20 protein-coding genes are annotated in these 22,963 nt (G+C 68.7%); 11 read left to right on the top strand and 9 right to left on the bottom strand.

The annotated features are described in order from the left end of the window. Positions 1-9: 9 nt before the first annotated feature. Genes fdxA through ACE3QC_RS08450 form a run of 3 tightly spaced genes read right to left on the bottom strand, consistent with a single transcriptional unit; the run spans position 10 to position 3,142 of the window. Positions 10-348, bottom strand: a complete 339-nt coding sequence (gene fdxA, locus ACE3QC_RS08460; RefSeq protein WP_374407203.1) for a ferredoxin FdxA — start codon at positions 346-348, stop codon at positions 10-12. Further along, positions 345-680, bottom strand: coding sequence for an RNA-binding S4 domain-containing protein (locus tag ACE3QC_RS08455; protein ID WP_374407201.1), 336 nt, complete (start codon positions 678-680; stop codon positions 345-347). Before ACE3QC_RS08455 ends, fdxA begins: the two co-directional genes overlap by 4 nt. After that, complete coding sequence (locus ACE3QC_RS08450; RefSeq protein WP_374408036.1) at positions 680-3,142, bottom strand: helicase-related protein; 2,463 nt, start codon at positions 3,140-3,142, stop codon at positions 680-682. The genes ACE3QC_RS08455 and ACE3QC_RS08450 overlap by 1 nt, the downstream gene beginning before the upstream one ends. A 206-nt stretch (positions 3,143-3,348) precedes the next feature. Between ACE3QC_RS08450 and ACE3QC_RS08445 the strand changes: the two genes are divergently transcribed. Genes ACE3QC_RS08445 through ACE3QC_RS08420 form a run of 6 tightly spaced genes read left to right on the top strand, consistent with a single transcriptional unit; the run spans position 3,349 to position 9,959 of the window. Beyond that, entirely contained in the window at positions 3,349-5,043 is a 1,695-nt protein-coding gene (locus ACE3QC_RS08445; protein WP_374407200.1) for a M23 family metallopeptidase, read from the top strand. 35 nt (positions 5,044-5,078) lie between these two features. Then, positions 5,079-6,074, top strand: coding sequence for a porphobilinogen synthase (gene hemB / locus ACE3QC_RS08440; protein WP_374407198.1), 996 nt, complete (start codon positions 5,079-5,081; stop codon positions 6,072-6,074). Further along, positions 6,067-6,627 (top strand): GNAT family N-acetyltransferase, encoded by a 561-nt coding sequence (locus ACE3QC_RS08435; RefSeq protein WP_374407196.1) that lies wholly within the window; start codon positions 6,067-6,069, stop codon positions 6,625-6,627. The genes hemB and ACE3QC_RS08435 overlap by 8 nt, the downstream gene beginning before the upstream one ends. Beyond that, positions 6,620-7,180 carry a GNAT family N-acetyltransferase gene (locus ACE3QC_RS08430; RefSeq protein ID WP_374407194.1) on the top strand — a complete coding sequence of 187 codons (561 nt, stop codon included), beginning with the start codon at positions 6,620-6,622 and terminating at the stop codon, positions 7,178-7,180. The genes ACE3QC_RS08435 and ACE3QC_RS08430 overlap by 8 nt, the downstream gene beginning before the upstream one ends. Next, on the top strand, positions 7,177-9,390 hold the full coding sequence (locus ACE3QC_RS08425) for a fused MFS/spermidine synthase (RefSeq protein ID WP_374407192.1): 2,214 nt from the start codon (positions 7,177-7,179) through the stop codon (positions 9,388-9,390). Before ACE3QC_RS08430 ends, ACE3QC_RS08425 begins: the two co-directional genes overlap by 4 nt. Beyond that, positions 9,387-9,959, top strand: coding sequence for a gamma carbonic anhydrase family protein (locus ACE3QC_RS08420; RefSeq protein ID WP_374407190.1), 573 nt, complete (start codon positions 9,387-9,389; stop codon positions 9,957-9,959). The genes ACE3QC_RS08425 and ACE3QC_RS08420 overlap by 4 nt, the downstream gene beginning before the upstream one ends. Positions 9,960-9,987: 28 nt before the next feature. On the opposite strand, the gene ACE3QC_RS08415 is transcribed toward ACE3QC_RS08420, so the two are convergent. The 4 genes from ACE3QC_RS08415 to ACE3QC_RS08400 form a co-directional block, all read right to left on the bottom strand. Next, entirely contained in the window at positions 9,988-11,580 is a 1,593-nt protein-coding gene (locus ACE3QC_RS08415; RefSeq protein WP_374408034.1) for a cisplatin damage response ATP-dependent DNA ligase, read from the bottom strand. Between the two features lie 2 nt (positions 11,581-11,582). Next, the gene (locus ACE3QC_RS08410; RefSeq protein WP_374407188.1) at positions 11,583-12,587 is read right to left on the bottom strand and encodes a ligase-associated DNA damage response exonuclease; all 1,005 of its coding nucleotides are present in this window, start codon (positions 12,585-12,587) and stop codon (positions 11,583-11,585) included. Between the two features lie 168 nt (positions 12,588-12,755). Next, positions 12,756-15,116 carry an ATP-dependent Clp protease ATP-binding subunit ClpA gene (gene clpA / locus ACE3QC_RS08405; protein ID WP_374407186.1) on the bottom strand — a complete coding sequence of 787 codons (2,361 nt, stop codon included), beginning with the start codon at positions 15,114-15,116 and terminating at the stop codon, positions 12,756-12,758. A 110-nt stretch (positions 15,117-15,226) separates the two neighbouring features. Next, on the bottom strand, positions 15,227-15,469 hold the full coding sequence (locus tag ACE3QC_RS08400) for a DUF1192 family protein (protein WP_374407184.1): 243 nt from the start codon (positions 15,467-15,469) through the stop codon (positions 15,227-15,229). Positions 15,470-15,528: 59 nt separating this feature from the next. Between ACE3QC_RS08400 and ACE3QC_RS08395 the strand changes: the two genes are divergently transcribed. The 5 genes from ACE3QC_RS08395 (at position 15,529) to ACE3QC_RS08375 (ending at position 21,201) form a co-directional block, all read left to right on the top strand. Then, on the top strand, positions 15,529-16,539 hold the full coding sequence (locus tag ACE3QC_RS08395; RefSeq protein ID WP_374407182.1) for an NAD(P)H-quinone oxidoreductase: 1,011 nt from the start codon (positions 15,529-15,531) through the stop codon (positions 16,537-16,539). Positions 16,540-16,647: 108 nt separating this feature from the next. After that, entirely contained in the window at positions 16,648-17,547 is a 900-nt protein-coding gene (locus ACE3QC_RS08390; protein WP_374407180.1) for a UDP-2,3-diacylglucosamine diphosphatase, read from the top strand. Then, a complete protein-coding gene (locus ACE3QC_RS08385; protein WP_374407178.1) occupies positions 17,544-18,620 on the top strand; it encodes a glycosyltransferase family 4 protein in 1,077 nt (358 codons plus the stop codon). The genes ACE3QC_RS08390 and ACE3QC_RS08385 overlap by 4 nt, the downstream gene beginning before the upstream one ends. A 91-nt stretch (positions 18,621-18,711) precedes the next feature. Next, positions 18,712-19,416, top strand: a complete 705-nt coding sequence (locus ACE3QC_RS08380) for a cell cycle transcriptional regulator TrcR (RefSeq protein ID WP_374407176.1) — start codon at positions 18,712-18,714, stop codon at positions 19,414-19,416. 114 nt (positions 19,417-19,530) lie between these two features. Next, positions 19,531-21,201, top strand: coding sequence for a long-chain fatty acid--CoA ligase (locus ACE3QC_RS08375; RefSeq protein WP_374407174.1), 1,671 nt, complete (start codon positions 19,531-19,533; stop codon positions 21,199-21,201). Positions 21,202-21,207: 6 nt separating this feature from the next. Here ACE3QC_RS08375 and ACE3QC_RS08370 read toward each other — a convergent pair whose 3' ends face one another. Both ACE3QC_RS08370 and ACE3QC_RS08365 read right to left on the bottom strand, forming a co-directional pair. Beyond that, positions 21,208-21,624: a polymer-forming cytoskeletal protein gene (locus ACE3QC_RS08370; RefSeq protein ID WP_374407172.1), complete on the bottom strand. Its 417-nt coding sequence runs from the start codon at positions 21,622-21,624 to the stop codon at positions 21,208-21,210. Further along, positions 21,617-22,747, bottom strand: a complete 1,131-nt coding sequence (locus ACE3QC_RS08365; protein ID WP_374408032.1) for a peptidoglycan DD-metalloendopeptidase family protein — start codon at positions 22,745-22,747, stop codon at positions 21,617-21,619. The genes ACE3QC_RS08370 and ACE3QC_RS08365 overlap by 8 nt, the downstream gene beginning before the upstream one ends. Positions 22,748-22,963 lie beyond the last annotated feature (216 nt).

Genomic DNA, 22,963 nt, shown 5'->3' with positions numbered 1-22,963 from the left:
CGCCGAAAATCAGTCGCCTTCGCCGGGTTCCGGCGTGAAATACTTGTCGAACTTGTCCTCTTCGCCCTTGTGCTCGTCGGCGTCGGCGGGCGGTTCCTTCTGGCTCGTGATGTTGGGCCATTCGGCAGAGAACTTGGTGTTGAGCTCGAGCCATTTTTCCAGCCCGTCCTCGGTATCGGGGAGGATCGCCTCGGCCGGGCACTCGGGCTCGCACACGCCGCAGTCGATGCATTCGCTGGGGTTGATGACGAGCATGTTCTCGCCTTCGTAGAAGCAGTCGACCGGACAGACCTCGACGCAGTCGGTGTACTTGCACTTGATGCAGGCATCGGTGACGACGTAGGTCATTGGGGATCGCTTTCCTTGGTAGCGGTATCAGTGGCGGTATCCGCCGCTTGCGGCTCGCTCCCCGCTATGGCGCTTTGCCCGCCCGGGTCAAGCACGCGATAGCAAGCGCGCGCTTCCGCCGCCGGGCCGCGCCGCTCGGGAAGCGCGAGAAGCTCGATCACCCGCACGCCCTTGCCGAGGGGAAAGGTCAGCACGTCGCCCGGGCCGACCGGCTGGCTCGCGCGCACGACCCGCTGGCCGCCCTTTCGCACGTGCCCCGCCTCGACCAGCGCCTGCGCCCGGCTGCGCGTCTTGAAGAAGCGCAACTGGCACAGCAGCCGGTCGATCCGCATCACCGCACGAGATCCGCGAGCCCGGCGAACGCGCCGCCGCCCGGCGGCGTCTTGTTCTCGCGGGCGGGGCGCTTGCCGCCGCGCTGGTCCTGGCCGCGCCTGCCGCGATCGGGCTTGCCCGCGCCGCGCCGGCCGGGATGCCATTCCCAACGATCGGGCGCGGGCGGGCCGTACGCACCTTCGGCCAGCTTGCGTGCCGGCTGGCGGCGGAAGCCCGCGGCACCGAGCAGCCGGTGCCAGCTTTCGGGCGCGAGCCCGGTAGAGACCGCCAGCGCCGGATCGAGCACGAAGCGCCGCGTCTTCGCTTCGGCGCGTGCCTGGTGCGCGGCGCGCAGCACTTTCTCGGCCACGTCGACCCGCACGCCCTGCTGGCCCGCGGGGCGGTATCCGGCGGGCAGGCGCTGCGCTTCGCCGATCACCGACTGCATGTTTTCCTGCAGCGGTCGCCGGTCGCGCCCCAGCGCGTGGAGCAGCGCGCGCGGCGCGGGTTTGAGCAGCGCGGGCGCGAACACGTCGAGCGCGCCGAAGGTGACGCCAAGCCGCCGAAGGTAGGGGCGCATCTCCTTGGGCAGATGCTCGATCCCCGCTTTCTCGCGCGCGATCGTGCCGTGTCCGGCGATGACGGTCAGGAGCAGCGCGCGCGCCTGCGATCCGGCCTCGGGGCTTTTCGCCGCCGCCTCCAGCTTCGCCAGCGATTCGAGCGGGGCGAGCGCGCGTTCGAGCCATTCGGACAGTGCCGCCAACAAAGTAGCGCGCGCGGCATCGGGCAACGCGGCCAGTTCGCGCGCGGGGGCGAGGCGCGGGCGGAGCGGGTCGTCCCCCTCGATCCGCGCCAGCTCGTGCCCCTGCCACAGCAGCGCGCCGCGCTCGATCGCTACGCCTTCCAGCCCCGCAGCGACAAGCGCTTCGGCGCGCTCGGTCAGGATGCGCGGCAGCGCCTTCTCGCCCGCGGCGAGCAGCATCTTGCGGTCGCCATGGCTGGCGGCGGGATCGACCGCGAAGCGGAAGCCTTCCAGCCGGCCGATGGCTTCGCCTTCGACCAGCACCGCGCCATCGCTGTCCAGCGTGACGGGCAGCAGCGCGGGATCGGTGCCCATGGTCTTCATCAGGATCGCGGTCCTCCGGTTGACGAAACGTTCGGTCAGCCGCCCGTGTAGCGCATCGGACAGCCTCGCTTCCACCGCTCTTGCACGCGCGGCCATTTCATCGCGCGCGAGCACCCAGTCCGGGCGCTGGCAGATATAGGCCCAGCTACGGATAGCGGCGATGCGGCCCTGCAGCGTGTCGATGTCGCCCTGCACGCGGTCGAGTTCGGCAATCCGCGTGGCGACGTAATCCGCGCCGAGGTGCCCGCCGCGCAGATCCCGCCACAACCGGGCGACGAAGCGCGCGTGGACCTCCACGCCCAACTGGCGGAAATCGGGCAGCGAGCAGGCTTCCCAGAACCGGCGCACCATGCCCGGCCCCTTGACGCCATCGGCCACGGGTTCATCCGCCAGCCGCTTGAGCACCGCGAGGTCGATCGCTTCGGGCGCGGGGGCGAGTTCGGGCGCCAGCGGCGGCGCCTCGAGATCGGCGATCAGCGTCGCGAGCGTATCGAAGCGCGGCTCCGCCTCGCGCCAGAACAGCCTGGTCAGCGGGGCGAAGCGGTGTTCCTCGATCGCGTAGATTTCCTCCTCGTCGAACTCGGGCGCGGGCCCTTGTCCCCCTGCGAGTGTGCCGAACGTGCCATCGCGCTGGTGGCGGCCCGCGCGGCCTGCGATCTGCGCCATTTCGGCCGGAACCAGCCGCCGCTGGCGCACCCCGTCGAACTTGGTCAGCGAAGCGAAGGCGACGTGATTGACGTCGAGGTTCAGCCCCATGCCGATCGCGTCGGTGGCGACGATATAGTCGACCTCGCCCGCTTGGAACATCGCGACCTGCCGGTTGCGCGTTTCCGGGCTCAGCGCGCCCATCACCACCGCCGCACCGCCGCGAAAGCGGCGCAGCATCTCGGCCACGGTGTAAACCTGCTCGGTGGAGAAGGCGACGATAGCACTGCGCGGCGGCAGGCGCGAGAGCTTGCGCGCGCCGATATGCGTGAGGGTGGAGAAGCGCGGGCGGGTGACGATTTCCGCGCGCGGCACCAGCGTGCGCACCAGCGGCTCCAGCGTCGCGGCGCCGAGCAGCATCGTCTCCTCGCGCCCGCGCGCATTCAGCAGCCGGTCGGTGAAGACGTGGCCCCGCTCGCGGTCGGCGGAAAGCTGCGCTTCGTCGAGCGCGACGAAGGCGTGACCCCCGCCGTCGCGCGGCATCGCTTCGGCGGTACACAGGAAATAGCGCGCGCCGGGCGGCTCGATCCGCTCTTCCCCGGTGATCAGCGCGACCTGCGCCTCGCCCTTGATCGCCACCACCCGGTCGTAGACCTCGCGTGCCAACAGCCGCAGCGGGAAGCCGATCGCGCCGCTCGAATGCGCGCACATCCGCTCGATGGCGAGGTGGGTCTTGCCGGTGTTGGTCGGTCCGAGGACCGCCTTGACGATGCTGCCGTGCTGGTCGCGGGTCACGCGAAGGAATGTGGCATCGCGCCGCCCGCCGGGCAAGGCGCGAGCGTCGACGATGCACTTCGTCGCGCAGCCGACTCGGCCCGCCGCAGCTTAATGCGGTCTTTACTTTAATCGGGCAGGGAATGCGGCATAGTCGCGGGCGAGGCCCGGGAAGCGACGGAAACGCCGCAACCGGGGCGGAGGGACGCACTTTGTTTCAGGAACGGCAGGCGCAGGAGCAGATCGACGCCGATTCGGGCGGCGAGGACTGGCGCCCCGCGTCGCTGTCGCACGCGCAGATCGTTCCGGAACCCGCGTCGCACACGATTTCCCGCGCGCAGACCGCGAGCGAGCGCTTCGACACTTGGCGCGCTGGCATCTCCGAACGGATCGAGCGCGTGGATCTCGCCCCCGATCTGGCCGAGGCCATCGGCAGCCGCCGCTGGTTTCGCGGGCTCGGCACGCTGATCGGGCTGTCGGCGGCCGCGCTGACGATGTGGCCCGATTTCGCGCCGGTCGAAGCCGCGCCCGCCATGCGGCTGGACGATGCCGCGCGCGACGAATTTCGCAGCCAGATGATCATGCCGCTGGCGCTCGGCGCCGACAGCGGGCGGCATATGGGCGCGACCGCACGCGTCGCGCCGCTCGCCACCGCGCCCGAACGGCCCAGCGTCGAACTGCTCGCCACGCTGACGCAGGGCGACAGCTTCGAGCGGATGTTGCAGCGCGCCGGAGTCGGATCGGGCGATGCGGGCCGGGTGGCCGAGCTCGTCTCGCGCTCGATCACGCTCGGCGATATCGAGCCGGGCACGCAAGTCGACATCACGCTCGGCCGCCGGCCGCAGCCCGGCGCGGCACGCCCGCTCGATGCGCTCGCCTTCCGCGCGCGATTCGATCTCGAACTGGCGATCGCGCGCGACGATGCCGGCATGCTCGCGCTCACCCGCAAGCCGATCCGTGTCGACGACACCCCGCTGCGCATCCGTGGCACGGTCGGCTCCAGCCTCTATCGCTCGATGCGTGCGGCGGGCGCTCCGGCAAGCGCGGTGCAGCAATATCTCAAGACGCTGGGCGACCAAGTCGACATGGACCGTGCGGTGCGCGCCACCGATACGTTCGACCTGATCGTGCAGTATCGCCGCGCCGCCACCGGCGAGAGGCAGGCGGGGCAGTTGCTCTACGCCGGGATCGAGCGCGGCGGCGAAGCGACCACCCAGCTCATGCGCTGGGGCAGCGAGGGCCGTTTCTACGAAGCGTCGGGCGTCGGCGAGCAGCGCAGCGGGCTGGTCGCGCCGGTATCGGGGCGGATGAGTTCGAGCTACGGCATGCGCCGCCATCCGATCCTCGGCTACAAGCGGATGCACGCGGGCGTCGATTTCCGCGCCAGCAGCGGCACTCCGATCGTCGCGGTGGCCGATGCGCGCGTCGCCAGCGCGGGCCGCTCCGGTGGCTGCGGCAACGCGGTCAAGCTCGATCACGGCGGCGGCCTCGCCACCCGCTATTGCCACATGAGCCGCATGGCGGTGCGCAGCGGGCAGAGCGTGAAGCGCGGGCAGGTGATCGGCTACGTCGGTTCGACCGGGCTCTCGACCGGGCCGCACCTGCATTACGAGATGTACCGCAACGGCCGCCACGTGAACCCGGCCTCGGTCAGCTTCGTCACCCGCGCGCAGCTTTCGGGCGGGGAACTAACGCGGTTCCGCGCCACGCTGGCCGATCTCAAGACGGTCGATGCCGGCGCCGCGCTGGAGGATCTCGCCCCCACCGCATCCGAAGCCGCCGCCGAGGTCCCAGCGCGAGAGATCGACCGGCTGGAAGCGCCGAAGCAAGCGGGCTGATTGCGCGCCGCCGGCAAATCCGGCAACAGGCGCGCATGACCGCCGCCTATCCCAACCTCCGGCTGCGCCGCACCCGCGCCAGCGCCTGGAGCCGCGCGCTGCACCGCGAAACCGTGCTCACCCCCGCCGACCTCATCTGGCCGCTGTTCGTGACCGAGGGCCAGGGCGTGGAGGAGCCGGTCGCCAGCCTGCCCGGCGTCTCGCGCTGGTCGGTCGAAGGAATCGCGAAGCGCGCGAAGGAGGCGGTGGAGCTCGGCATCCCGTGCGTCGCGCTGTTCCCCAACACCCCCGCGAGCCGCCGCAGCGACGACGGGGCCGAGGCGCTCGATCCCGATAATCTGATGTGCCGCGCGATCCGCGCGATTCGCGACGCCTGCGGCAACGATATCGGCGTGCTGACCGACGTCGCGCTCGATCCCTACACCAGCCACGGGCAGGATGGCTTGCTCGACGATGCGGGCTACGTGGTCAACGACGATACGGTGGCGGTGCTGGTCGATCAGGCGATGAACCAGGCGCAGGCGGGCGCGGACGTGATCGCCCCGTCCGACATGATGGATGGCCGGGTGAAGGCGATCCGCATGGCGCTGGAGATGGGCGGGCATCCCAACGTCCAGATCATGGCCTATGCCGCAAAGTACGCGAGCGCGTTCTACGGCCCGTTCCGCGACGCGGTCGGTTCGGGCGGGCTGCTGAAGGGCGACAAGCGCAGCTACCAGATGGACCCGGCCAACGGCGAGGAAGCGTTGCGCGAAGTCGCGCTCGATCTCGCTGAAGGGGCCGACAGCGTGATGGTCAAGCCCGGCCTCGCCTACCTCGACGTGGTCGTGCGGGTGAAGCAGCGGTTCGAAGTGCCGGTGTTCGCCTATCAGGTCAGCGGCGAATACGCGCTGATCGAAGCGGGTGTCGCCGCCGGCGTCGGCGAGCGCGAGGCGCTGGTGATGGAAAAGCTGACCGCCTTCAAGCGTGCGGGCTGCACCGGCGTCCTCACCTACCACGCCCCGCTCGCCGCGCGGCTGCTGAATGGCTGAATTCCGCCACGAGACCGAGCGGCTGGTGCTGCGTGACTGGCGGGCGGAGGACTGGCCCGAGTTCTTCCGCGTCACCAATACGCCCGCGGTCATGCGCTGGCTCGGCGGCGTGCTCGACGAAGCGGGGATGGCCGCGCAGCGCGAGCGGGTCGAAGGCAGCGTGGCGCGCAACGCATTCTGCTTCTGGGTGGTCGAGCGCAAGGCCGATGGCGCCTTGCTCGGCTTCTGCGGCTTGAAGCGCGCCGATGCGCCGGGTTCGACCGTTGCCGGCGCGGTCGAGATCGGCTGGCGCCTGCGCGAGGATGCCTGGGGGCGAGGCTACGCGAAGGAGGCGGCCAGCGCCGCGTTCGACGCCGCGTTCGCGGTCTTCGGAGCGGACGAGGTCGTCGCGCTCACCGTGGACGGCAACGCGGGAAGCTGGGGCCTGATGCGCCGGCTGGGCATGCGGCGGCGCGAGGAGCTCGACTATCCCGATCCGCGCTACGATCCGCCGTGGCGCGACACGATCGTCTATTCGATCGACCGCGCGGCCTGGCAGGGCGCGAATGCCTGATATCGTCGCCGAGACCGAGCGGCTGATCCTGCGCACGATCGAGGAGGGCGACGCGGCCGAGCAATTCCGGTTGCTCAACACGCCCGCCGTCATGGCGCGGCTCGGCGGGCCGAAGGAACTGCACGCGATCGAGGCGAAGCATGCGAAGGGCATGGCGCTCTACGCGCAGGAAGGTTTCAGCTTTCTCTTCATGATCGAGAAGGCGACCGGCGAGATGGTCGGCCATTGCGGGATCAAGCGGGTCGACAACCCGCTGGCGAAGAACCCGGGCGATCACGAGATCGGCTGGCTGGTGCGCGAGGATCGCTGGCGGCGCGGATATGCGGACGAAGCGATGCGCGCGGTGCTGGACTGGGCCTTCGGCCGCGTCGGCGCGCCGCATGTCGTGGCGCTGACGAGCGAGGCCAATATCGGCAGCTGGAAGCTGATGGAAAAGCTCGGCATGGTTCGCCGCCCCGATCTCGATTTCGAGGACCCGGACTGGCCGCCCGAGGATCGCAAGACGATACTCTACAGCCTCACGCCCGAGCAATGGGGCGGGAACGCCGGATGATCGCTGCGCATCGCTGGCTTTTCGTCGCGACGATCCTCGGCGGCAGTTTCCTGCTGTTCCTGGTCCAGCCGCTCGTCGCGCGCATGGCGTTGCCGCATCTCGGTGGTGCGCCCGCGGTGTGGAACAGCGCGATGCTGGTCTATCAGGCGCTCCTCCTCGCCGGATACACTTACGCCCATCTGCTCGCGCGGCTCCCGGTCGCGCGGCAGGCGGCGATCCACCTGACGCTGCTGGTGCTGGCGGGTCTGACGCTGCCGATCGCGCTCGTCCCGCTGGCGCTGCCTGCCGCGGGCTACGAAGCGTTGTGGGTGCCGCTGCTGTTCGCGCTCTCGATCGGGCCGGTGTTCTTCGTGGTGTCGGCGCAGGCTCCGTTGATGCAGCGCTGGTACGCCGCCGACCCCGAGGCGGGCGATCCCTACTGGCTCTATGCCGCGTCGAACCTCGGCAGTTTTGCCGGCCTGCTCGCCTATCCGCTGGTGTTCGAGCCGTCGCTCTCGCTGTCGGGGCAGAGCCTGGCGTGGAGCGTGGGTTACGGGCTGCTGGTGGTGCTCGTGGCGTTGGCGGCGCTTACCTCGCGCCGGGCGGCGAAGACGGCGGGGGCGCCCGCCGACCGCGCGTTGGCGACGGAAGCCGAGCCGATCGGCTGGCGGCGCATCGCGCTGTGGCTCGCGCTGGCGGCGGTCCCCTCCGGACTGATGCTCTCGACCACCGCACATCTGACGACCGACATCGTCGCGATGCCGCTGCTGTGGGTCATCCCGCTTGGGCTCTACCTCCTCAGCTTCGTGTTCGCGTTCAACGAGCGCAGCGCGCTGGGCTTCGCGCTTGCCCGTTCGGGCCCGGCCATCCTCCTGCTCGCGGGCGGCATGGCGATGGTCGGCCACGGCGCCGCGAGCCTGACCACCGCGCTGGCGACAGTGGTGATGCTGTTCGTGGTGGCGGTTGCGCTGCACCGCCGGCTCTACCGCGACCGCCCCAGCCCGGCGCAACTGACGCTGTTCTATCTCGCAATGAGCGCGGGCGGCGCGCTGGGCGGGCTGTTCACCGCGCTGGTCGCGCCGATGCTGTTCGACTGGACGTGGGAGCACCCGCTGCTGGTGCTCGCCGCCGCCGCGCTGTTGCCCAACCGGCCGCTGTTCCCGTGGATGGAACGTCTCGGGCTCGATCGGCGGCGGCGGCGCGTGGCGGTATTGCTGGTGCTGATCGCCGCGGCCGCGCTGTCGGCGCTGCTGCACCATTCGGTGAGCCAGGGCCGCGACACGCTGGTCGTCGCCGCGATGGTGGCGATCGCGGGCTGCGGGCTGCTGGTGCTGGGCAGGCGGGCCGCGTTCGTGTTCGTGCTGCTCCTGCTGATGCTCGGGCGGGGCGGATACGACACGCTGCAATCCTCGTTCGACGGTGCGCGCGAGCGCAGCTTCTTCGGCGTCTACAACGTGCGCGAGACGGCCGAGACGCGCGAGTTGACGCACGGCACCACGCTGCACGGGCTGCAGTTCACCGATCCGCTGCGTCGCCGCCAGCCGACGACGTACTACGGCCCCGATTCGGGCGTCGGTGTCGCGCTGCGCCATGCGCCCGAGGTGCTCGGCGAGAATGCGCGCGTGGGCGTGGTCGGCCTCGGGGTGGGCACGCTCGCCTGCTACGCGCAGCCCGGGCAGACGTGGGAATTCATCGAGATCGATCCGGCGATCCTGCGCTATTCGCGTGACGGCACGTTCACGTTCGTGCGCGACTGCACGCCCGATGCGCAGGTCCATATCGGCGATGCGCGCCTGGTGCTGGACGCGATGCCCGCCGACCGGTTCGACGCGCTCGTGCTCGATGCGTTCAGTTCCGATGCGATCCCGCTCCACCTCGTCACGCGCGAGGCGTTTGCGATCTACGATCGGGTGGTGGCAGCGGACGGCTTGCTGCTGCTACACATTTCGAACAGGTTCGTGGATCTCCAGCCGATGATCCACGCGCTGGCTGCCGAGCAGGGCATGTATGCGGTCATGCGCGCCAGCGAAACCGATGCCGCCGCGCGCACCTCTGGCTCGCTGTGGGTCGCGATGTCGCGCGATCCGGCGACGCTCGCGAGGCTGCTGTCGGCGGAGAAGGAATCGCCGTGGAACCGGCTCCCGCCCGCCGCGCAGCGCGTGTGGACCGACGATTTCGCCTCGATCCTGCCTTTCATCGTCTGGCCAAACGTGCTGGGAGGAACGCCATGACCATTGCCCGCCCCGGTGTCACCATCGTCCCGATCCACGGCAAGGCGCCGAAGATCCACGACAGCGCCTTCGTCGCGCCCGGCTGCGTGCTGGTGGGCGATATCGAGATCGGGCCGGAGGCGTCGGTGTGGTACAACTGCGTGCTGCGCGCCGATGTCAGCCGGATCGTCATCGGCGCGCGCTCCAACGTGCAGGACGGCAGCGTGCTTCACTGCGACCCGCCACGACCCGGCGATCCGGAAGGTTCTCCGCTGCTGATCGGCGAAGACGTGCTGATCGGGCACCTGGCGATGGTCCACGGCTGCCGGATCGAGGATCGCGGCTTCGTCGGCCTCGGCGCGATCGCGATGAACAAGGCGGTGATCGGCTCCGACGCGATGCTGGCGGCGGGCGCGATGCTGACCGAAGGCAAGGTGATGGGCGCGCGCGAACTGTGGGGCGGACGCCCGGCGCGCAAGATGCGCGACCTCGACGATGCCGCGATCGCCGGGATGCGGATGGGTGTCACGCACTATGTCGAGAACGGCAAGGCGCATGCCGCCGCCGTGGCCGAAGCCGATATCGGCTAAGTCGCGCCGCGCGACTTCGGTTGGGGTCTCAGTCGCGGATCAGCGAACGAAGGCTTTCGATCCGGTCCGCCTCGTCCACCGGCTTGTCCCAGCGCACGCGGTGGATGCGGGGGAAGCGCATCGCGAGGCCGGACTTGTGGCGCTTGCTCGCGTGGACCGAATCGAACGCTACCTCGAACACCAGCGATCTGTCGGTCTCGCGCACCGGGCCGAAGCGGTTGACGGTGTGCGTGCGCACGTGGCGGTCGAGCTTCTTCAGTTCCTCGTCGGTGAAGCCCGAATAGGCTTTCCCCACCGGCAGCAGGTCGGCGCCTGTATCGGGATCGCCGTCCCAGCAGCCGAAAGTGTAGTCCGAATAGAAGCTGCTACGCTTGCCGCTGCCGCGCTGGGCGTACATCAGCACGCAGTCGACGAGCAGCGGATCGCGCTTCCACTTGTACCACAGCCCCGTCTTCCGGCCCGCGACGTAAGGCGAATCGCGGCGCTTGAGCATCAGCCCCTCGATCGCATCGTCGCGCGCCCCTTCGCGGATACGGCCGAGATGGTCGAAATCGTCGGCATCGACCACCTGGCTCAGGTCGAAATGCTTTTCGGGCAGGCGCGGTATCAGCCCCTCGAGCCGCTCGCGCCGCACACACCACGGCCGCTCGCGCAAGTCCTCGCCTTCGACGATCAATGCATCGTAGAGCCGCACGAACGCGGGGCTTTCCTCCAGCATCTTCTTCGAGACCGTCTTGCGCCCGAGCCGCTGCTGGAGCGCGTTGAAACTTGCCGCGCCGCCTTTCTCGCCGCCCTGATGCGCCCCGCGCACCAGCAGCTCGCCGTCGAGCACAGCATCGAACGGCAGCGCGTCGAGCAATTCGGGGAACGTGCCCGAGATATCGTCCCCGCCGCGCGAATAGAGCCGCGTCTCGCCGCCGATCCGCACCAGTTGCACGCGGATACCGTCCCACTTCCACTCGGCGACGTAATCCGCGAGGTCGACGACCGTGTCCTCCAGCGGATGCGCGAGCATGAACGGGCGGAAGGTGGGCAGGTTCGCGGTGTCGGGCGGTGCTTCGCCGTGGGCGGCCCAGGCGAACAGTTCGGGATAGGGCGGGGCGAGGCCGTGCCAGTGTTCCTCCACCTCCTCCACCGCGACTTCGAACGCCTGCGCGAAGGCGACCTTGGCGAGACGGCTCGACACCCCGATCCGCATCGCGCCGGTCGCGAGCTTGAGCAGCGCGTAGCGGCCCGAGGCGTCGAGCCGGTCGAGCAGCTTCGCCAGTTCGGCAGGCGCGGTCTTGCGGTTCATCGCTTCCAAGGCGGCGACCGCCTCGGACACCGTGGGCGGTGCGGGTGGCGCGTCGGGGGTCGGCCACAGCAGGCTCGCCGTTTCGGCCGTGTCGCCCACGAAATCGCGGCTCAGCGTCCACAGCACCGGATCGATCCGCTCCTGCAGCAGCTTACGGATGGTGGAGGACTTGACCGCCGGAAAATCGAGCCCGCCGGTCAGCGCCGCCAGTGCCCAGCCGCGATCGGGATCGGGCGTCTGCTGGAGGTATTCCGCGATCAGCCGCAGCTTCTCGTTGCGGCTGCGGGTATAGACCAGCGCGTCGATCAGGGCGGCGAACTGTTCCAGGGTCAGTCGTCCTCGTCCTCGTAGCCGACGAGCGCGAGCGCGCGGGCGCGGCGCTGGTGGAGCTGGTGCCAGCGCAGCAGCGCTTCCTCGCGGCCATGGGTGATCCAGGTTTCGTGCGGGTCCACTTCCTCCACCGTGCGGGTCAGCTCGCCCCAGTCGGCATGGTCGGAGATGACCAGCGGCAGCTCAACGTTGCGTTGGCGCGCGCGCTGGCGCACGCGCATCCAGCCTGACGCCATGGCGGTGATCGGATCGGGCAGGCGGCGGCTCCAGCGGTCGTTCAAGGCGGAGGGCGGGCAGACGACGACGTGGCCGCGCATATCGTCCTTCGCGGCATCGGCGACGAGGCGCAGTTCGCCCAGATCGACGCCGAAATCCTCGTAGAGTCGGCACATCTTCTCCATCGCGCCATGGAGGTAGATAGGCTGCGTGTGGCCGGCGGCGCGTAGCTCGGCGATCACCCGTTGCGCCTTGCCCAGCGCGTAGGCGCCGACGAGCACGCAGCGCTCGGGATGCGCGGCGAGGCGGTCGAGCAATTTGCCGATCTCCTCGCCGATCGGCGGATGGGTGAACAGCGGCAGGCCGAAGGTCGCCTCGGTGATGAACACGTTGCACGGGGTGACTTCGAACGGCGGGCACGTGGGGTCGGGGCGGCGCTTGTAATCGCCGGTCACGATGACGCGTTCGCCCGCGTGTTCAAGCAGGATCTGCGCGCTGCCGAGTACATGCCCGGCGGGGATGTAGGTCGCATCGACCTCACCCCGCAGGCGGACGGTTTCGCCGTAGGCGACCGGCACCGCCCCATCCGAAGTCGCGTAGCGCAACTTCATGATCGCCAGCGTTTCGGGCGTCGCCACCGTTCGCCCGTGCCCGCCGCGCGCATGGTCGGCGTGGCCGTGGGTCACCAACGCGTGATCGACGGGCTTCGAGGGATCGATCCAGCAATCGGCGGGGACGACATGGATGCCATGCGGCTCGGGCCGGATCCATGCGAAGTCGCGTGCCATGCTGGAAAAATGGCGGGCCGGGCGCGGGGTTCCGGTAGTGAGGCGACCTCACGCGTTGTCATTCCCGCGAACGCGGGAATCCATGGTGCGATGTCAGTCCCTGGATCCCCGCTTGCGCGGGGATGACAACAGTAGGGCAGGGGACTGTAACGACAGCCCCTCCTCGACCTACTTCTCGCCTTCTGCGTCCTCGTTCGCATCGGCGTCGGGCCGCGTCTTCTTCGCCGCAGCCTTCTTGACCTTCCGCTTCGGCCGCGCCTTCGGCGGAGCCGGAGTAAGCTCGAAAGCGGGCTTGCCGTCCTTCACGCTCACATGGACCTCGCCGCCATCGGAAAGCTTGCCGAACAGCAGTTCCTCGGCCAGCGGCTGCTTGATCTTCTCCTGGATCAGCCGCGCCATCGGCCGCGCGCCGTAAAGCCGGTCGTAGCCCTTGTCGCCCAGCCATTCGCGTGCATCCTTGTCGAACTGGATGTGCACGTTCTGCTCGGCGAGCTGGAGCTCGAGCTGGAGGATGAACTTGTCGACCACACGGGCGACCGTGCTCTTGCCGAGATAGCCGAACGGCACCACCGCATCGAGGCGGTTGCGGAATTCGGGGGTGAACATCTTCTTCACCGCTTCCTCGCCCGCATCCTCCTTGCTCACGTCGCCGAAACCGATGCCCTGGCGCGCCATGTCGGCCGCGCCGGCATTGGTGGTCATGATGAGGACGACGTTGCGGAAATCGACCGTCTTGCCGTGGTGGTCGGTCAGCCGCCCGTTATCCATGACTTGCAGCAGGATGTTGAACAGATCGGGGTGCGCCTTCTCGATCTCGTCGAGCAGCAGCACGCTGTGCGGGTTCTGGTCGACCGCGTCGGTCAGCAATCCGCCCTGATCGTAGCCGACATAGCCCGGAGGCGCGCCGATCAACCGGCTGACCGAGTGCCGCTCCATATACTCGGACATGTCGAAGCGCTTCAGCTCGATGCCCATCACGCTGGCGAGCTGGCGCGCGACCTCGGTTTTGCCGACGCCGGTCGGGCCGGTGAACAGGAAGCTGCCGATCGGCTTGTCGGGATCGCGCAGGCCCGCGCGGCTGAGCTTCATCGCGGTCGAGAGGCGATGGATCGCATCGTCCTGCCCGAACACCACGTGCTTCAGATCGCGCTCGAGGTTTTCGAGCGCCTTCTTGTCGTCGCTCGAGACGGTCTTGGGCGGAATGCGCGCCATCGTCGCGATCACGGCCTCGATCTCGCGCGCGGTGATCTTCTTCTTGCGGCGGCTGGGGGCAACCAGCATCTGCATCGCGCCGACCTCGTCGATCACGTCGATCGCCTTGTCGGGCAGCTTGCGGTCGTTGATGTAGCGCGCCGACAGCTCGACCGCGGTCTTCAGCGCGTCGGGCGTGTACTTGACCTTGTGGTGGTCCTCGAAGGCGCTTCTCAGTCCCTTCAGGATCTTCACAGTATCCTCGACCGTCGGTTCGTTGACGTCGATCTTCTGGAACCGGCGCAGCAGCGCGCGGTCCTTCTCGAAGTGGTTGCGGAATTCCTTGTAGGTGGTCGATCCGATGCAGCGGATCGCGCCGCTCGACAGGGCGGGCTTGAGCAGGTTCGAGGCGTCCATCGCCCCGCCGCTGGTCGCGCCCGCGCCGATCACGGTGTGGATTTCGTCGATGAATAGCACCGCCTCGGGCATGCCTTCGAGTTCGGAAACCACCTGCTTCAGCCGTTCCTCGAAATCGCCGCGATAGCGCGTGCCGGCGAGCAGCGCGCCCATGTCGAGCGAATAGATCACCGCGTCCAGCAGCACTTCGGGCACCTGGCCTTCGACGATCTTGCGCGCCAGCCCTTCGGCGATGGCGGTCTTGCCGACGCCCGGATCGCCGACATAGAGCGGGTTGTTCTTCGACCGGCGGCAGAGGATCTGGATCGTCCGGTCGACCTCGGGCCCGCGGCCGATCAGCGGATCGATCTTGCCCGCCTCGGCCCGCGCATTGAGGTTGACCGTGAACTGGTCGAGCGCGGTTTCCTTCTTGTTGTCGGGCTTGTCCTCGGCCTTGGCGGCGCCTTCGACGCCCTCGGCGCTGCGCGCTTCGAGTTGCTTGCCGCCCTTGCCGATGCCGTGGCTGATGTAGCTGACCGCATCGAGCCGGCTCATGTCCTGCTGCTGGAGGAAATAGACCGCGTAGCTGTCGCGTTCGGAAAACAGCGCGACCAGCACGTTGGCGCCGGTCACGGTGTCCTTGCCGCTCGATTGGACGTGCAGGATGGCGCGCTGGATCACCCGCTGGAAACCTGCGGTCGGCTGCGGATCGCCGTCGTCCTCGGTGCGGAGGGACTGGTACTCCTGGTCGAGATACTGGCGCACCGCCTCACCCAGTTCGTCGATGTCGACCCCGCACGCGGCCATCACCTGCGCCGCGTCCTCGTCGTCGACCAGCGCGAGCAGCAAGTGCTCGAGCGTGGCGTATTCGTGCCGCCGTTCGCTCGCGCTGGCGAGCGCGGCGTGGAGGGTCTTTTCGAGGTTCTGGGCGAAACTGGGCATCTAGCGGTCTTCCGTGGTGAAAAGCGGCATTTCCCGATCGTGGAAATTCGACGCCGCGTGGCTGACGAACCCTATATGGTGGGCGCCGTCCGGAATGCGAACGGCCCCGATCATGCCGTGGGCTTTCGGAACAGGGCGTCGGCTGCGTCGCGGTGCGCGGCGGCGGTCAGGCGGTGCTTCTCGGCCCGCGCGATCTCGCGTTCGAGCAATGCGATGCGCTCCGCCAGCTCGTCCTGCGAATAGGGCGAAAGATCCTCCGCGGCGAGCTTGCTCGCGGCATCGCCCCGGGGGCGCGGACGGTCGTCCTCATCCATCGTGCGCACAGTGTCGCAAGCCGCCGTGCTTGCTGTCAATGGGCGAGCGCGTTAGGTCCGCGGGCGTGACGGGACGGCCACAGGGGGCAGGGGGGTAAATGCACGCGCAAATTCCACGCGAGATGACCGCGATCGGCTTCGACGCGCCGGGCGGGCCGGAGGTGCTGCGGCCGGAAACGGTGCCGGTGCCCGAACCGGGCGAGGGCCAGGTGCTGCTGCGCGTCGCCTATGCCGGGGTGAACCGGCCCGACGTCGCCCAGCGGCAGGGCGCCTATCCGCCACCGCCGGGCGCCTCGCCGCTGCCGGGGCTCGAGGTTTCGGGCACGATCGTCGCGGTGGGCGAGGGGCTGCCGCGCGAATATATCGGCGAGCGCTACTGCGCGCTGGTCGCGGGCGGCGGCTATGCCGAATATTGCCTCGCGCATATCGGCCATTGCCTGCCGGTCCCCGACGACATGCCGCTGGCCGAGGCTGCGGCGATCCCCGAAACGCTGTTCACCGTGTGGCACAACGTGTTCGAGCGCGGCTGGGCGAGCGACGGCGAGACGCTGCTGGTCCACGGCGGCACCAGCGGAATCGGCACGATGGCGACGATGCTGGGCAAGGCCTTCGGCCTTACCGTCATCACGACTTGCGGCGACGCGGCCAAGTGCGACGCCTCGCGCGAACTCGGGGCCGACCTGTCGATCAATTACCGCGAGCAGGATTTCGTCGAGGAAGTGAAGGCCTTCACCGGGGGCAAGGGCGTCGAGGTCGTGCTCGACATGGTCTCGGGCGATTACGTTGCGCGCAATATGAAATGCCTCGCCGAAGACGGCCGGCATGTCTCGATCGCGGTGCTCGGTGGGATGAAGGCGGACGTGAACATGGCGGTGGTCATGAGCCGCCGGCTCACCCTCACCGGCTCGACTCTGCGCCCGCGTTCCGACGCGTTCAAGACGCTGCTCGCGGGCGAGATCGAGAAGAACGCCTGGCCGCTGTTCGAAGACGGCACGCTGCGTCCGGTGATGGACCGCAGTTTCCCCCTCGCCGAGGCCGCCGCCGCCCACGCGCACATGGAGGCGGGCGACCACATCGGCAAGATCGTGCTCGAGGTCGCCGGCGGCTGACCGCGAACCGTCACGCTTGTCCCCGAAGCGTAACGCCATTGTGAATCGCCTGTAACAATCGGCTGTCATTGGCCTTTCGCGAGTGCAACTGCGCGCGAGGGTCCGGTGATGAGCACGAAGCGCGGCGGCGGCCTGCCCGAAGAACTGGCCGATCTGGCGAACGTGGCGAGTTTCCCGCCCGTCCGCAGCGCTATCCCCGAGCCCGAGGGCGGCGAGCGGCGGCGCTATCGCACGATCTGGATCAGCGACGTCCATCTCGGCACCAAGGGCTGCAACGCGCAGCTCCTGATCGACTTCCTCGACCATACCGACAGCGAGACGATGTATCTGGTCGGCGACATCATCGACGGCTGGCGGCTGAAGAAGAAGCACTATTGGCCCGCCGAGCACAACGACATCGTCTGGCGTATCCTCAAGCGCGCCAAGCGCGGCACGCGGATCGTCTATATCCCCGGCAACCACGACGAGATGCTGCGCCCGTTTTCGGGCATGGATTTCGGCGGGGTCGAGATTCGCCGCGCGGCCTTTCACGAGACTGCCGACGGCCGCCGCCTGATGGTGCTGCACGGCGACGAGTTCGATGCCGTGATGCTCGCGCACCGCTGGCTCGCGGTGGTGGGCGACGCGCTCTACCACTTGCTGATGGGAATGAATCGCTGGGTCAACGCCGCGCGCACCGCGATGGGCCTGCCGTATTGGTCGCTGTCGAAGACCGCCAAGCACAAGGTCAAGAACGCGGTCGAATTCATTTCCAAGTACGAGGAAGTCGTCGCCCGCGCGGCCGCCGAGCGCGGGGTCGACGGCGTCGTATGCGGCCATATCCACACCGCCGAAATCCGCGCGTTTGACGGGATCGAGTACTACAACGACGGCGACTGGGTCGAAGGGTGCAATGCTTTGGTCGAGCACTTCGACGGGCGCATGGAACTGCTCCACTGGCCCGAGGAAATGGCGAAGCGCGCACGTTTCGAAGCTGCCGCGGCGGTCGCCGGGAAAGTGGCGGCATGAACCGGATGACGGGGTTCGCCAGCGACACGGGCGGGTTTCGCCCGTTCCCCCAGCGTATCGCGATCGTCACCGATGCCTGGCTGCCGCAGATAAACGGCGTGGTCCGTACCTTGACGACGACCTGCGCCATCCTGCGCGCACGCGGACACGAGGTGGAGGTGATCTCGCCCGACTTGTTCCGCTCGATCCCGTGCCCGACCTATCCCGACATCCGGCTCGCCATCATGGCGCCGGGCGCGGTCGGCCGGCGGCTGAGCGAAATCGCGCCCGATGCGATCCATATCGCGACCGAGGGCCCGCTCGGTCTCGCCGCGCGCGGCCATTGCGTCACCCACGCGATCCCGTTCACCAGCGCCTACCACACGCAGTTCCCCGACTATGTCGCGCATCGCACCGGCCTGCCGCCGAGCCTGTTCTGGCGCTACATCCGCTGGTTCCATGCCCCCGCGCGCAAGGTGCTGGTCGCGACCGAGAGCATCCGTGAGGAACTGCGCGGCCACGGCCTGACGCGCTTGCATCACTGGAGCCGCGGGGTCGATCTGGCGTGCTTCCATCCGGCGGCGCCCGAACCGCCCGAGTTCGCCGGCCTGCCGCGCCCGATCCAGCTCTACGTCGGCCGGGTCGCGGTGGAGAAGAACCTCGAGCCGTTTCTCGGCGGCACCTATCCGGGCAGCCGGGTAGTGGTCGGCGACGGCCCGGCGCTCGCCAGCCTCGCCGCGCGGTTTCCCGACGCGCATTTCCTCGGCCGCCGCAGCGGCGCGGCGCTGGCGGGCTGCTATGCCAATGCCGACGTGTTCGTCTTTCCCAGCCGGACCGACACGTTCGGGCTGGTGATGATCGAGGCGCTCGCCTGCGGCACCCCGGTCGCCGGCTTTCCCGTGCCGGGGCCGCGCGACATCGTGACCGACCGCGTCGGCGCGCTGTCCGACGATCTCGACCGCGCGATCGCCGCGGCGCTGTTCAGCGACCGGGCGGATTGCGCCGCGCTCGGCGCGGCCTATTCGTGGGACGCGGCGACCGATCAGTTCCTGGCCGGTCTCGCCGCGCTCGAAGTCGAGCCGCTCGCCGCCTGAAAGCTTGCGCTCGCCCGGCGCATCGCCTAGATCGGTCGCTGCAACGGCCGCTCCGCAAGGGGCGGCCCTTTACGTTTTCAGGACATTTTCCATGGCCCAACCGACCCCGCTGATGCCGCATGCGACCGCCACCTGGCTGATCGACAACACCTCGCTCGGTTTCACCCAGATCGCCGAATTCTGCGGCCTCCACATCCTCGAGGTCCAGGCGATGGCCGACGATCTCGCGGGCAGCAAGTACACCGGGCGCGATCCGGTGCATTCTGGCGAACTGACGCAGGAGGAGATCGAGCGCGGCCAGGCCGATCCGGCCTATGCGCTCAAGATGCAGAAGGCCCCGGTCGAGGTAACCCGCACCAAGGGCCCGCGTTACACCCCCGTGTCGAAGCGGCAGGACAAGCCCGATGGGATCGCCTGGATCCTGCGCAGCCACCCGGAGATTTCCGACGCGCAGATCTCCAAGCTGATCGGCACCACGCGCAACACGATCACCGCGATCCGCGAGCGCAGCCACTGGAACATTCAGAACATCCAGCCCAAGGACCCGGTTACGCTGGGCCTGTGCTCGCAGCGCGAGCTCGATGCGGTCGTCGCCAAGGCGGCGAAGAAGGCCGGGACCGAAGGCGAGGCACCGGTCGTCGTCGATTCGGGCTCCGATCGCGAGAAGCTGATCGCCGAACTGCGCGCCGAGCGCGACGCGAGCGAGAAGGCCGCCGCCGAGGCCGCGCAGGAAGCGGAAGCCGCCGCCTGGCTCGAAGCCAAGCGCGCCGCCGAAGGCGAAGAGCAGCAGTCCTGATGTCGCCCGGCGCCAAGCGCATCGCTGCTTGGCGTTACGGTCTTGCGTGAACACGCGCGGGCAGGGGCAAAAACCCCTTGCCCTCGCGAGCGCCATGCCGCATCCATGTTTTACATGGATGTAAGTAAGGCACCGTACCAGCACGCCCAGCCATGGGACACGCCGTTCGAACCGGTGACGCTGCCCGAGATGTTCGCGCGCACCGCCGAGCGCGCGCCGCAAGCGCCGCTGGCCGATTTCCTCGGCCGGACCTATTTCTATCGCGAGCTTTACGCCGAGGCGCGGCGTTTCGCCGCGGGCCTGCAGGCGATGGGCATCGCCCGCGGCGACCGGGTGGGCCTGTTTCTGCCCAACGTGCCGATCTACGTCTCGGCCTATTACGGGGCGATGATGGCCGGGGCGGTGGTGGTCAATTTCTCGCCGCTCTACACGGTCGAGGAATTGAGCCAGCAGGTCGAGGATTCGGGCGCGCGCCTGCTCGTCACGATCGATGCGGCGAGCCTGCTGCCGACCGCGCTGAAAGTGCTCGACGGCTCGCGGCTCGAGACGCTGGTCGTGGGGCGGCTGGGCGCGATGCTCTCGTGGCCCAAGCGCGCCGCGCTCAAGCTGCTCGGACGCAAGAGCATCAGTGCAATCCCCCACCGTGCAGATGTGCGCGAGTGGGCCGATGCGCTCGCAGGTTCCGCGCCCGCCTCGGTCGCGATCTCGCCCGCCGATCTCGCGCTCCTCCAGTACACCGGCGGCACCACCGGGCGGCCCAAGGGTGCGATGCTGACCCACGCCAACCTGTCGATGAACGCGATGCAGGTCGATGCGATCGACCCGTTCGACCGCAGCGAGCCGGACGTGATCATGGGCGCGCTGCCGCTGTTCCATGTCTTCGCCAATACCTGCGTGCTCAACCGCACGGTGGCCAAGGGCGGGTGCATCGCGATGGTCCCGCGGTTCGAGCCCAAGCAGGTGCTCAAGACGCTGGCGCGTGCCAAGGTGACGGGATTCCCCGGCGTGCCGACGATGTTCCAGGCGCTGCTCGATCATCCCGATATCGCGAAGACCGATTTCTCCGCGCTCAGGATTTGCATTTCCGGCGGCGCGCCGCTGCCCGCCCCGGTGCGCGAGAAGTTCGAGGCGGCGACGGGTGCGCGGCTGGTCGAAGGCTACGGCCTGACCGAGAGCGCAGGCGTCGTTTCGACCAATCCGTACGAAGGGCTGCGCCAGCCGGGCACGATCGGGCAGGTGATCCCCCAGACGCAGGTCATGCTGCTCGACAAGGAAGACCCGACCCGGCCCGCACCCGAAGGCGAGCCGGGCGAACTGGTGATCGCCGGGCCGCAAGTGATGCAGGGCTACTGGAACCGGCCCGATGCGGCGGCGCAGGCGTTCGCCGAGATCGCCGGGACGCGATGGCTGCGCACCGGCGACGTGGCCGAGATCGACGACGACGGGTTCATCACCATCGTCGACCGGATCAAGGACATGATCGCGGTCGGCGGCTTCAAGGTCTTCCCCAGCCAGGTCGAGAACGTCCTGCTCGAGCATCCGGCGGTTAAGGAAGCGCTCGTGATCGGCGTGCCCGACGCCTACCTCGGCGAAACGCCGCGCGCCTACGTCACCTTGCAGGAGGATGCGGAGGCCGAGGCGGACGAATTGCGCGCCTGGCTCAATACGCGAGTCGGCAAGCACGAGCGCGTCTCGGGCGTGGTCGTCCGCGCGGAACTGCCGAAGACGATGATCGGCAAGCTCGACCGCAAGGCCCTGCGGCTGGAAGTGCTCGCGGCGGCCTGAGCGGCGTTACGTGGCGAGCGTCAGGCGGGGCTCGCCGTCGTCGCTCGCGGGCGGAGTGGCGGCGGGTCGATCGCTCGCGCGCTGATGCGGCACCCGGTGCGCGAAACGCCCTTCGACCTGCGCGCCCTGTTCGATCGTCAGCGCGTCGTAATGCACGTCGCCCTCGATCCGCGCCGACTTGAGCACGACGAGCTGGCGCGCCGTGATCGAACCGCTGATCTTGCCCGAGAGCCGCGCGGTCTCGGCGCTCACCGCGCCCTCGATCACGCTCGCTTCGCCCTGGACCAGCGAATCGCAGGCGATGTCGCCCTCGATGCGGCCGTCGACGTGGAGTTCCGTGGAAGCGGAGACGTCGCCCTTGATGGTCACGTCGGCGCCGATGACCGAGAAGGTCGAACCGGACGGAGCGGAAGGCCTAGCCATCGGAATCGCGCCCTCCGGCTCGTGCTCGGGCTTCTTTGAGAACATCGGGGGCATTCTCCAGAAAGGGCCGCGGATTGCGCTGGCGGCCGTTGACGAGGACTTCGAAGTGAAGGTGCGGACCGGTCGAGCGGCCGGTGCTGCCGATCGCGCCGATCACATGCCCGGCGTCGACCTGCTGGCCGACCTTGGCGGCGAATTTCGACATATGGGCGTAGCGGGTGACGAGGCCGTTGCCGTGGCTGATCTCGACCACGTTGCCGTAGCCCGACTTGCGCCCGACAAAGCTCACGCGGCCCTCGGCGGCGGAATAGATCGGGGCGCCGAGCGGACCTGCGAAATCCAGCCCTTTGTGCATCGCGCCGCGGCCGTTGAACGGGTCGCGGCGGACGCCGAAGCCGGACGAGATGTATTTGAGGCTCGCGGGCTGGAACTGGGGAATGCCGTCGAGCCCGTCTTCCAGCGCGGCCATTCGCGCGAGGCTGAGGCCGAGGCGCTCGAAGCGCGGGTCGGCCGCGCCGTCGGGGCCGGTAGCGAGCAGCTCGAGCGGACCACCCATCGCGCGGTCGTTCGCCGAGCGCAGCAGCGCCGAGGGATCGAGCCCGAGCTTGCGCATCGCCGCCGCCGCGTTCTCCGCGCGATGGTCGGCGAAACGGGTCATCTTCTCGACCAGTGCGAGCTGGCGGGCTTCGATCTCGGCCAGCGGGCGTGCCTGCGGGAACACCGCGCTGACCTTGGAGACCGTTTCCGCCGCCGCACCGCTCGAATCGCTGACCGGGTCCGACCCGCTGACGTCTTCGGGCAGCATCTCGGCCATTTCCTCGAGCACCGTCTGCCGTTGCGCCAGTTCGCGCGCCACCGCGTCGAGATCGTCGCCGTAGGCATCGAAGCGTTCCTGAGAGGTCGCGACCTTTGCCTCGCGCTCGAGCAGGGAAAGCCGATCGGCTTCCGCGCGATACTGGGTCCAGCCCATGATCGCCATGCTCAGCAGCCAGGCCACCAGCGCGGCGCCGGCGATGCCGGCCGCGGTCATCTGAACGCGCGAGGAAACCTTGATGAAGCGAACCTGCCCCTGCGACCGCATGAAGAACTCGCGATCGGGAAACATGGTCCGCAGGCGACCCATCCATTCGCCAACGGTAGTATTGATCACTAGAAACGACCCCGCTTTTGCCGTCTTTTTTGTGTGGCCGGGCGGCTAACACGCGAATCGCAGGGGGTCGAATCGAGGCCTCTGCAAAGAGGGCGAATCGACGGACTCGCGGGTTGAATCGTTTTTCCTTCGTGAAACTAGTGCGACCCACATGGAACGAATCGGTCTTGGAAGTGTTTGGCCGTCCGA

Source organism: Pelagerythrobacter sp. (assembly GCF_041912895.1).
Classification (GTDB): domain Bacteria; phylum Pseudomonadota; class Alphaproteobacteria; order Sphingomonadales; family Sphingomonadaceae; genus Pelagerythrobacter.
This window is presented reverse-complemented; position numbering and strand designations above follow the sequence as displayed.

Bases quoted from the DNA above. Each gene is read 5' to 3' on its own strand.
- ACE3QC_RS08410 (WP_374407188.1), bottom strand. From the start codon at position 12,587: ATGGCACGCGACTTCGCATGGATCCGGCCCGAGCCGCATGGCATCCAT.
- ACE3QC_RS08370 (WP_374407172.1), bottom strand. From the start codon at position 21,624: ATGGCTAGGCCTTCCGCTCCGTCCGGTTCGACCTTCTCGGTCATCGGC.
- ACE3QC_RS08390 (WP_374407180.1), top strand. From the start codon at position 16,648: ATGAGCACGAAGCGCGGCGGCGGCCTGCCCGAAGAACTGGCCGATCTG.
- ACE3QC_RS08380 (WP_374407176.1), top strand. From the start codon at position 18,712: ATGGCCCAACCGACCCCGCTGATGCCGCATGCGACCGCCACCTGGCTG.
- ACE3QC_RS08365 (WP_374408032.1), bottom strand. From the start codon at position 22,747: ATGGGTCGCCTGCGGACCATGTTTCCCGATCGCGAGTTCTTCATGCGG.
- hemB (WP_374407198.1), top strand. From the start codon at position 5,079: ATGACCGCCGCCTATCCCAACCTCCGGCTGCGCCGCACCCGCGCCAGC.
- ACE3QC_RS08375 (WP_374407174.1), top strand. From the start codon at position 19,531: ATGGATGTAAGTAAGGCACCGTACCAGCACGCCCAGCCATGGGACACG.
- clpA (WP_374407186.1), bottom strand. From the start codon at position 15,116: ATGCCCAGTTTCGCCCAGAACCTCGAAAAGACCCTCCACGCCGCGCTC.
- ACE3QC_RS08420 (WP_374407190.1), top strand. From the start codon at position 9,387: ATGACCATTGCCCGCCCCGGTGTCACCATCGTCCCGATCCACGGCAAG.
- ACE3QC_RS08445 (WP_374407200.1), top strand. From the start codon at position 3,349: ATGCGGCATAGTCGCGGGCGAGGCCCGGGAAGCGACGGAAACGCCGCA.
- ACE3QC_RS08430 (WP_374407194.1), top strand. From the start codon at position 6,620: ATGCCTGATATCGTCGCCGAGACCGAGCGGCTGATCCTGCGCACGATC.
- ACE3QC_RS08455 (WP_374407201.1), bottom strand. From the start codon at position 680: ATGCGGATCGACCGGCTGCTGTGCCAGTTGCGCTTCTTCAAGACGCGC.
- ACE3QC_RS08450 (WP_374408036.1), bottom strand. From the start codon at position 3,142: ATGTGCGCGCATTCGAGCGGCGCGATCGGCTTCCCGCTGCGGCTGTTG.
- ACE3QC_RS08395 (WP_374407182.1), top strand. From the start codon at position 15,529: ATGCACGCGCAAATTCCACGCGAGATGACCGCGATCGGCTTCGACGCG.
- ACE3QC_RS08435 (WP_374407196.1), top strand. From the start codon at position 6,067: ATGGCTGAATTCCGCCACGAGACCGAGCGGCTGGTGCTGCGTGACTGG.
- ACE3QC_RS08425 (WP_374407192.1), top strand. From the start codon at position 7,177: ATGATCGCTGCGCATCGCTGGCTTTTCGTCGCGACGATCCTCGGCGGC.
- ACE3QC_RS08385 (WP_374407178.1), top strand. From the start codon at position 17,544: ATGAACCGGATGACGGGGTTCGCCAGCGACACGGGCGGGTTTCGCCCG.
- fdxA (WP_374407203.1), bottom strand. From the start codon at position 348: ATGACCTACGTCGTCACCGATGCCTGCATCAAGTGCAAGTACACCGAC.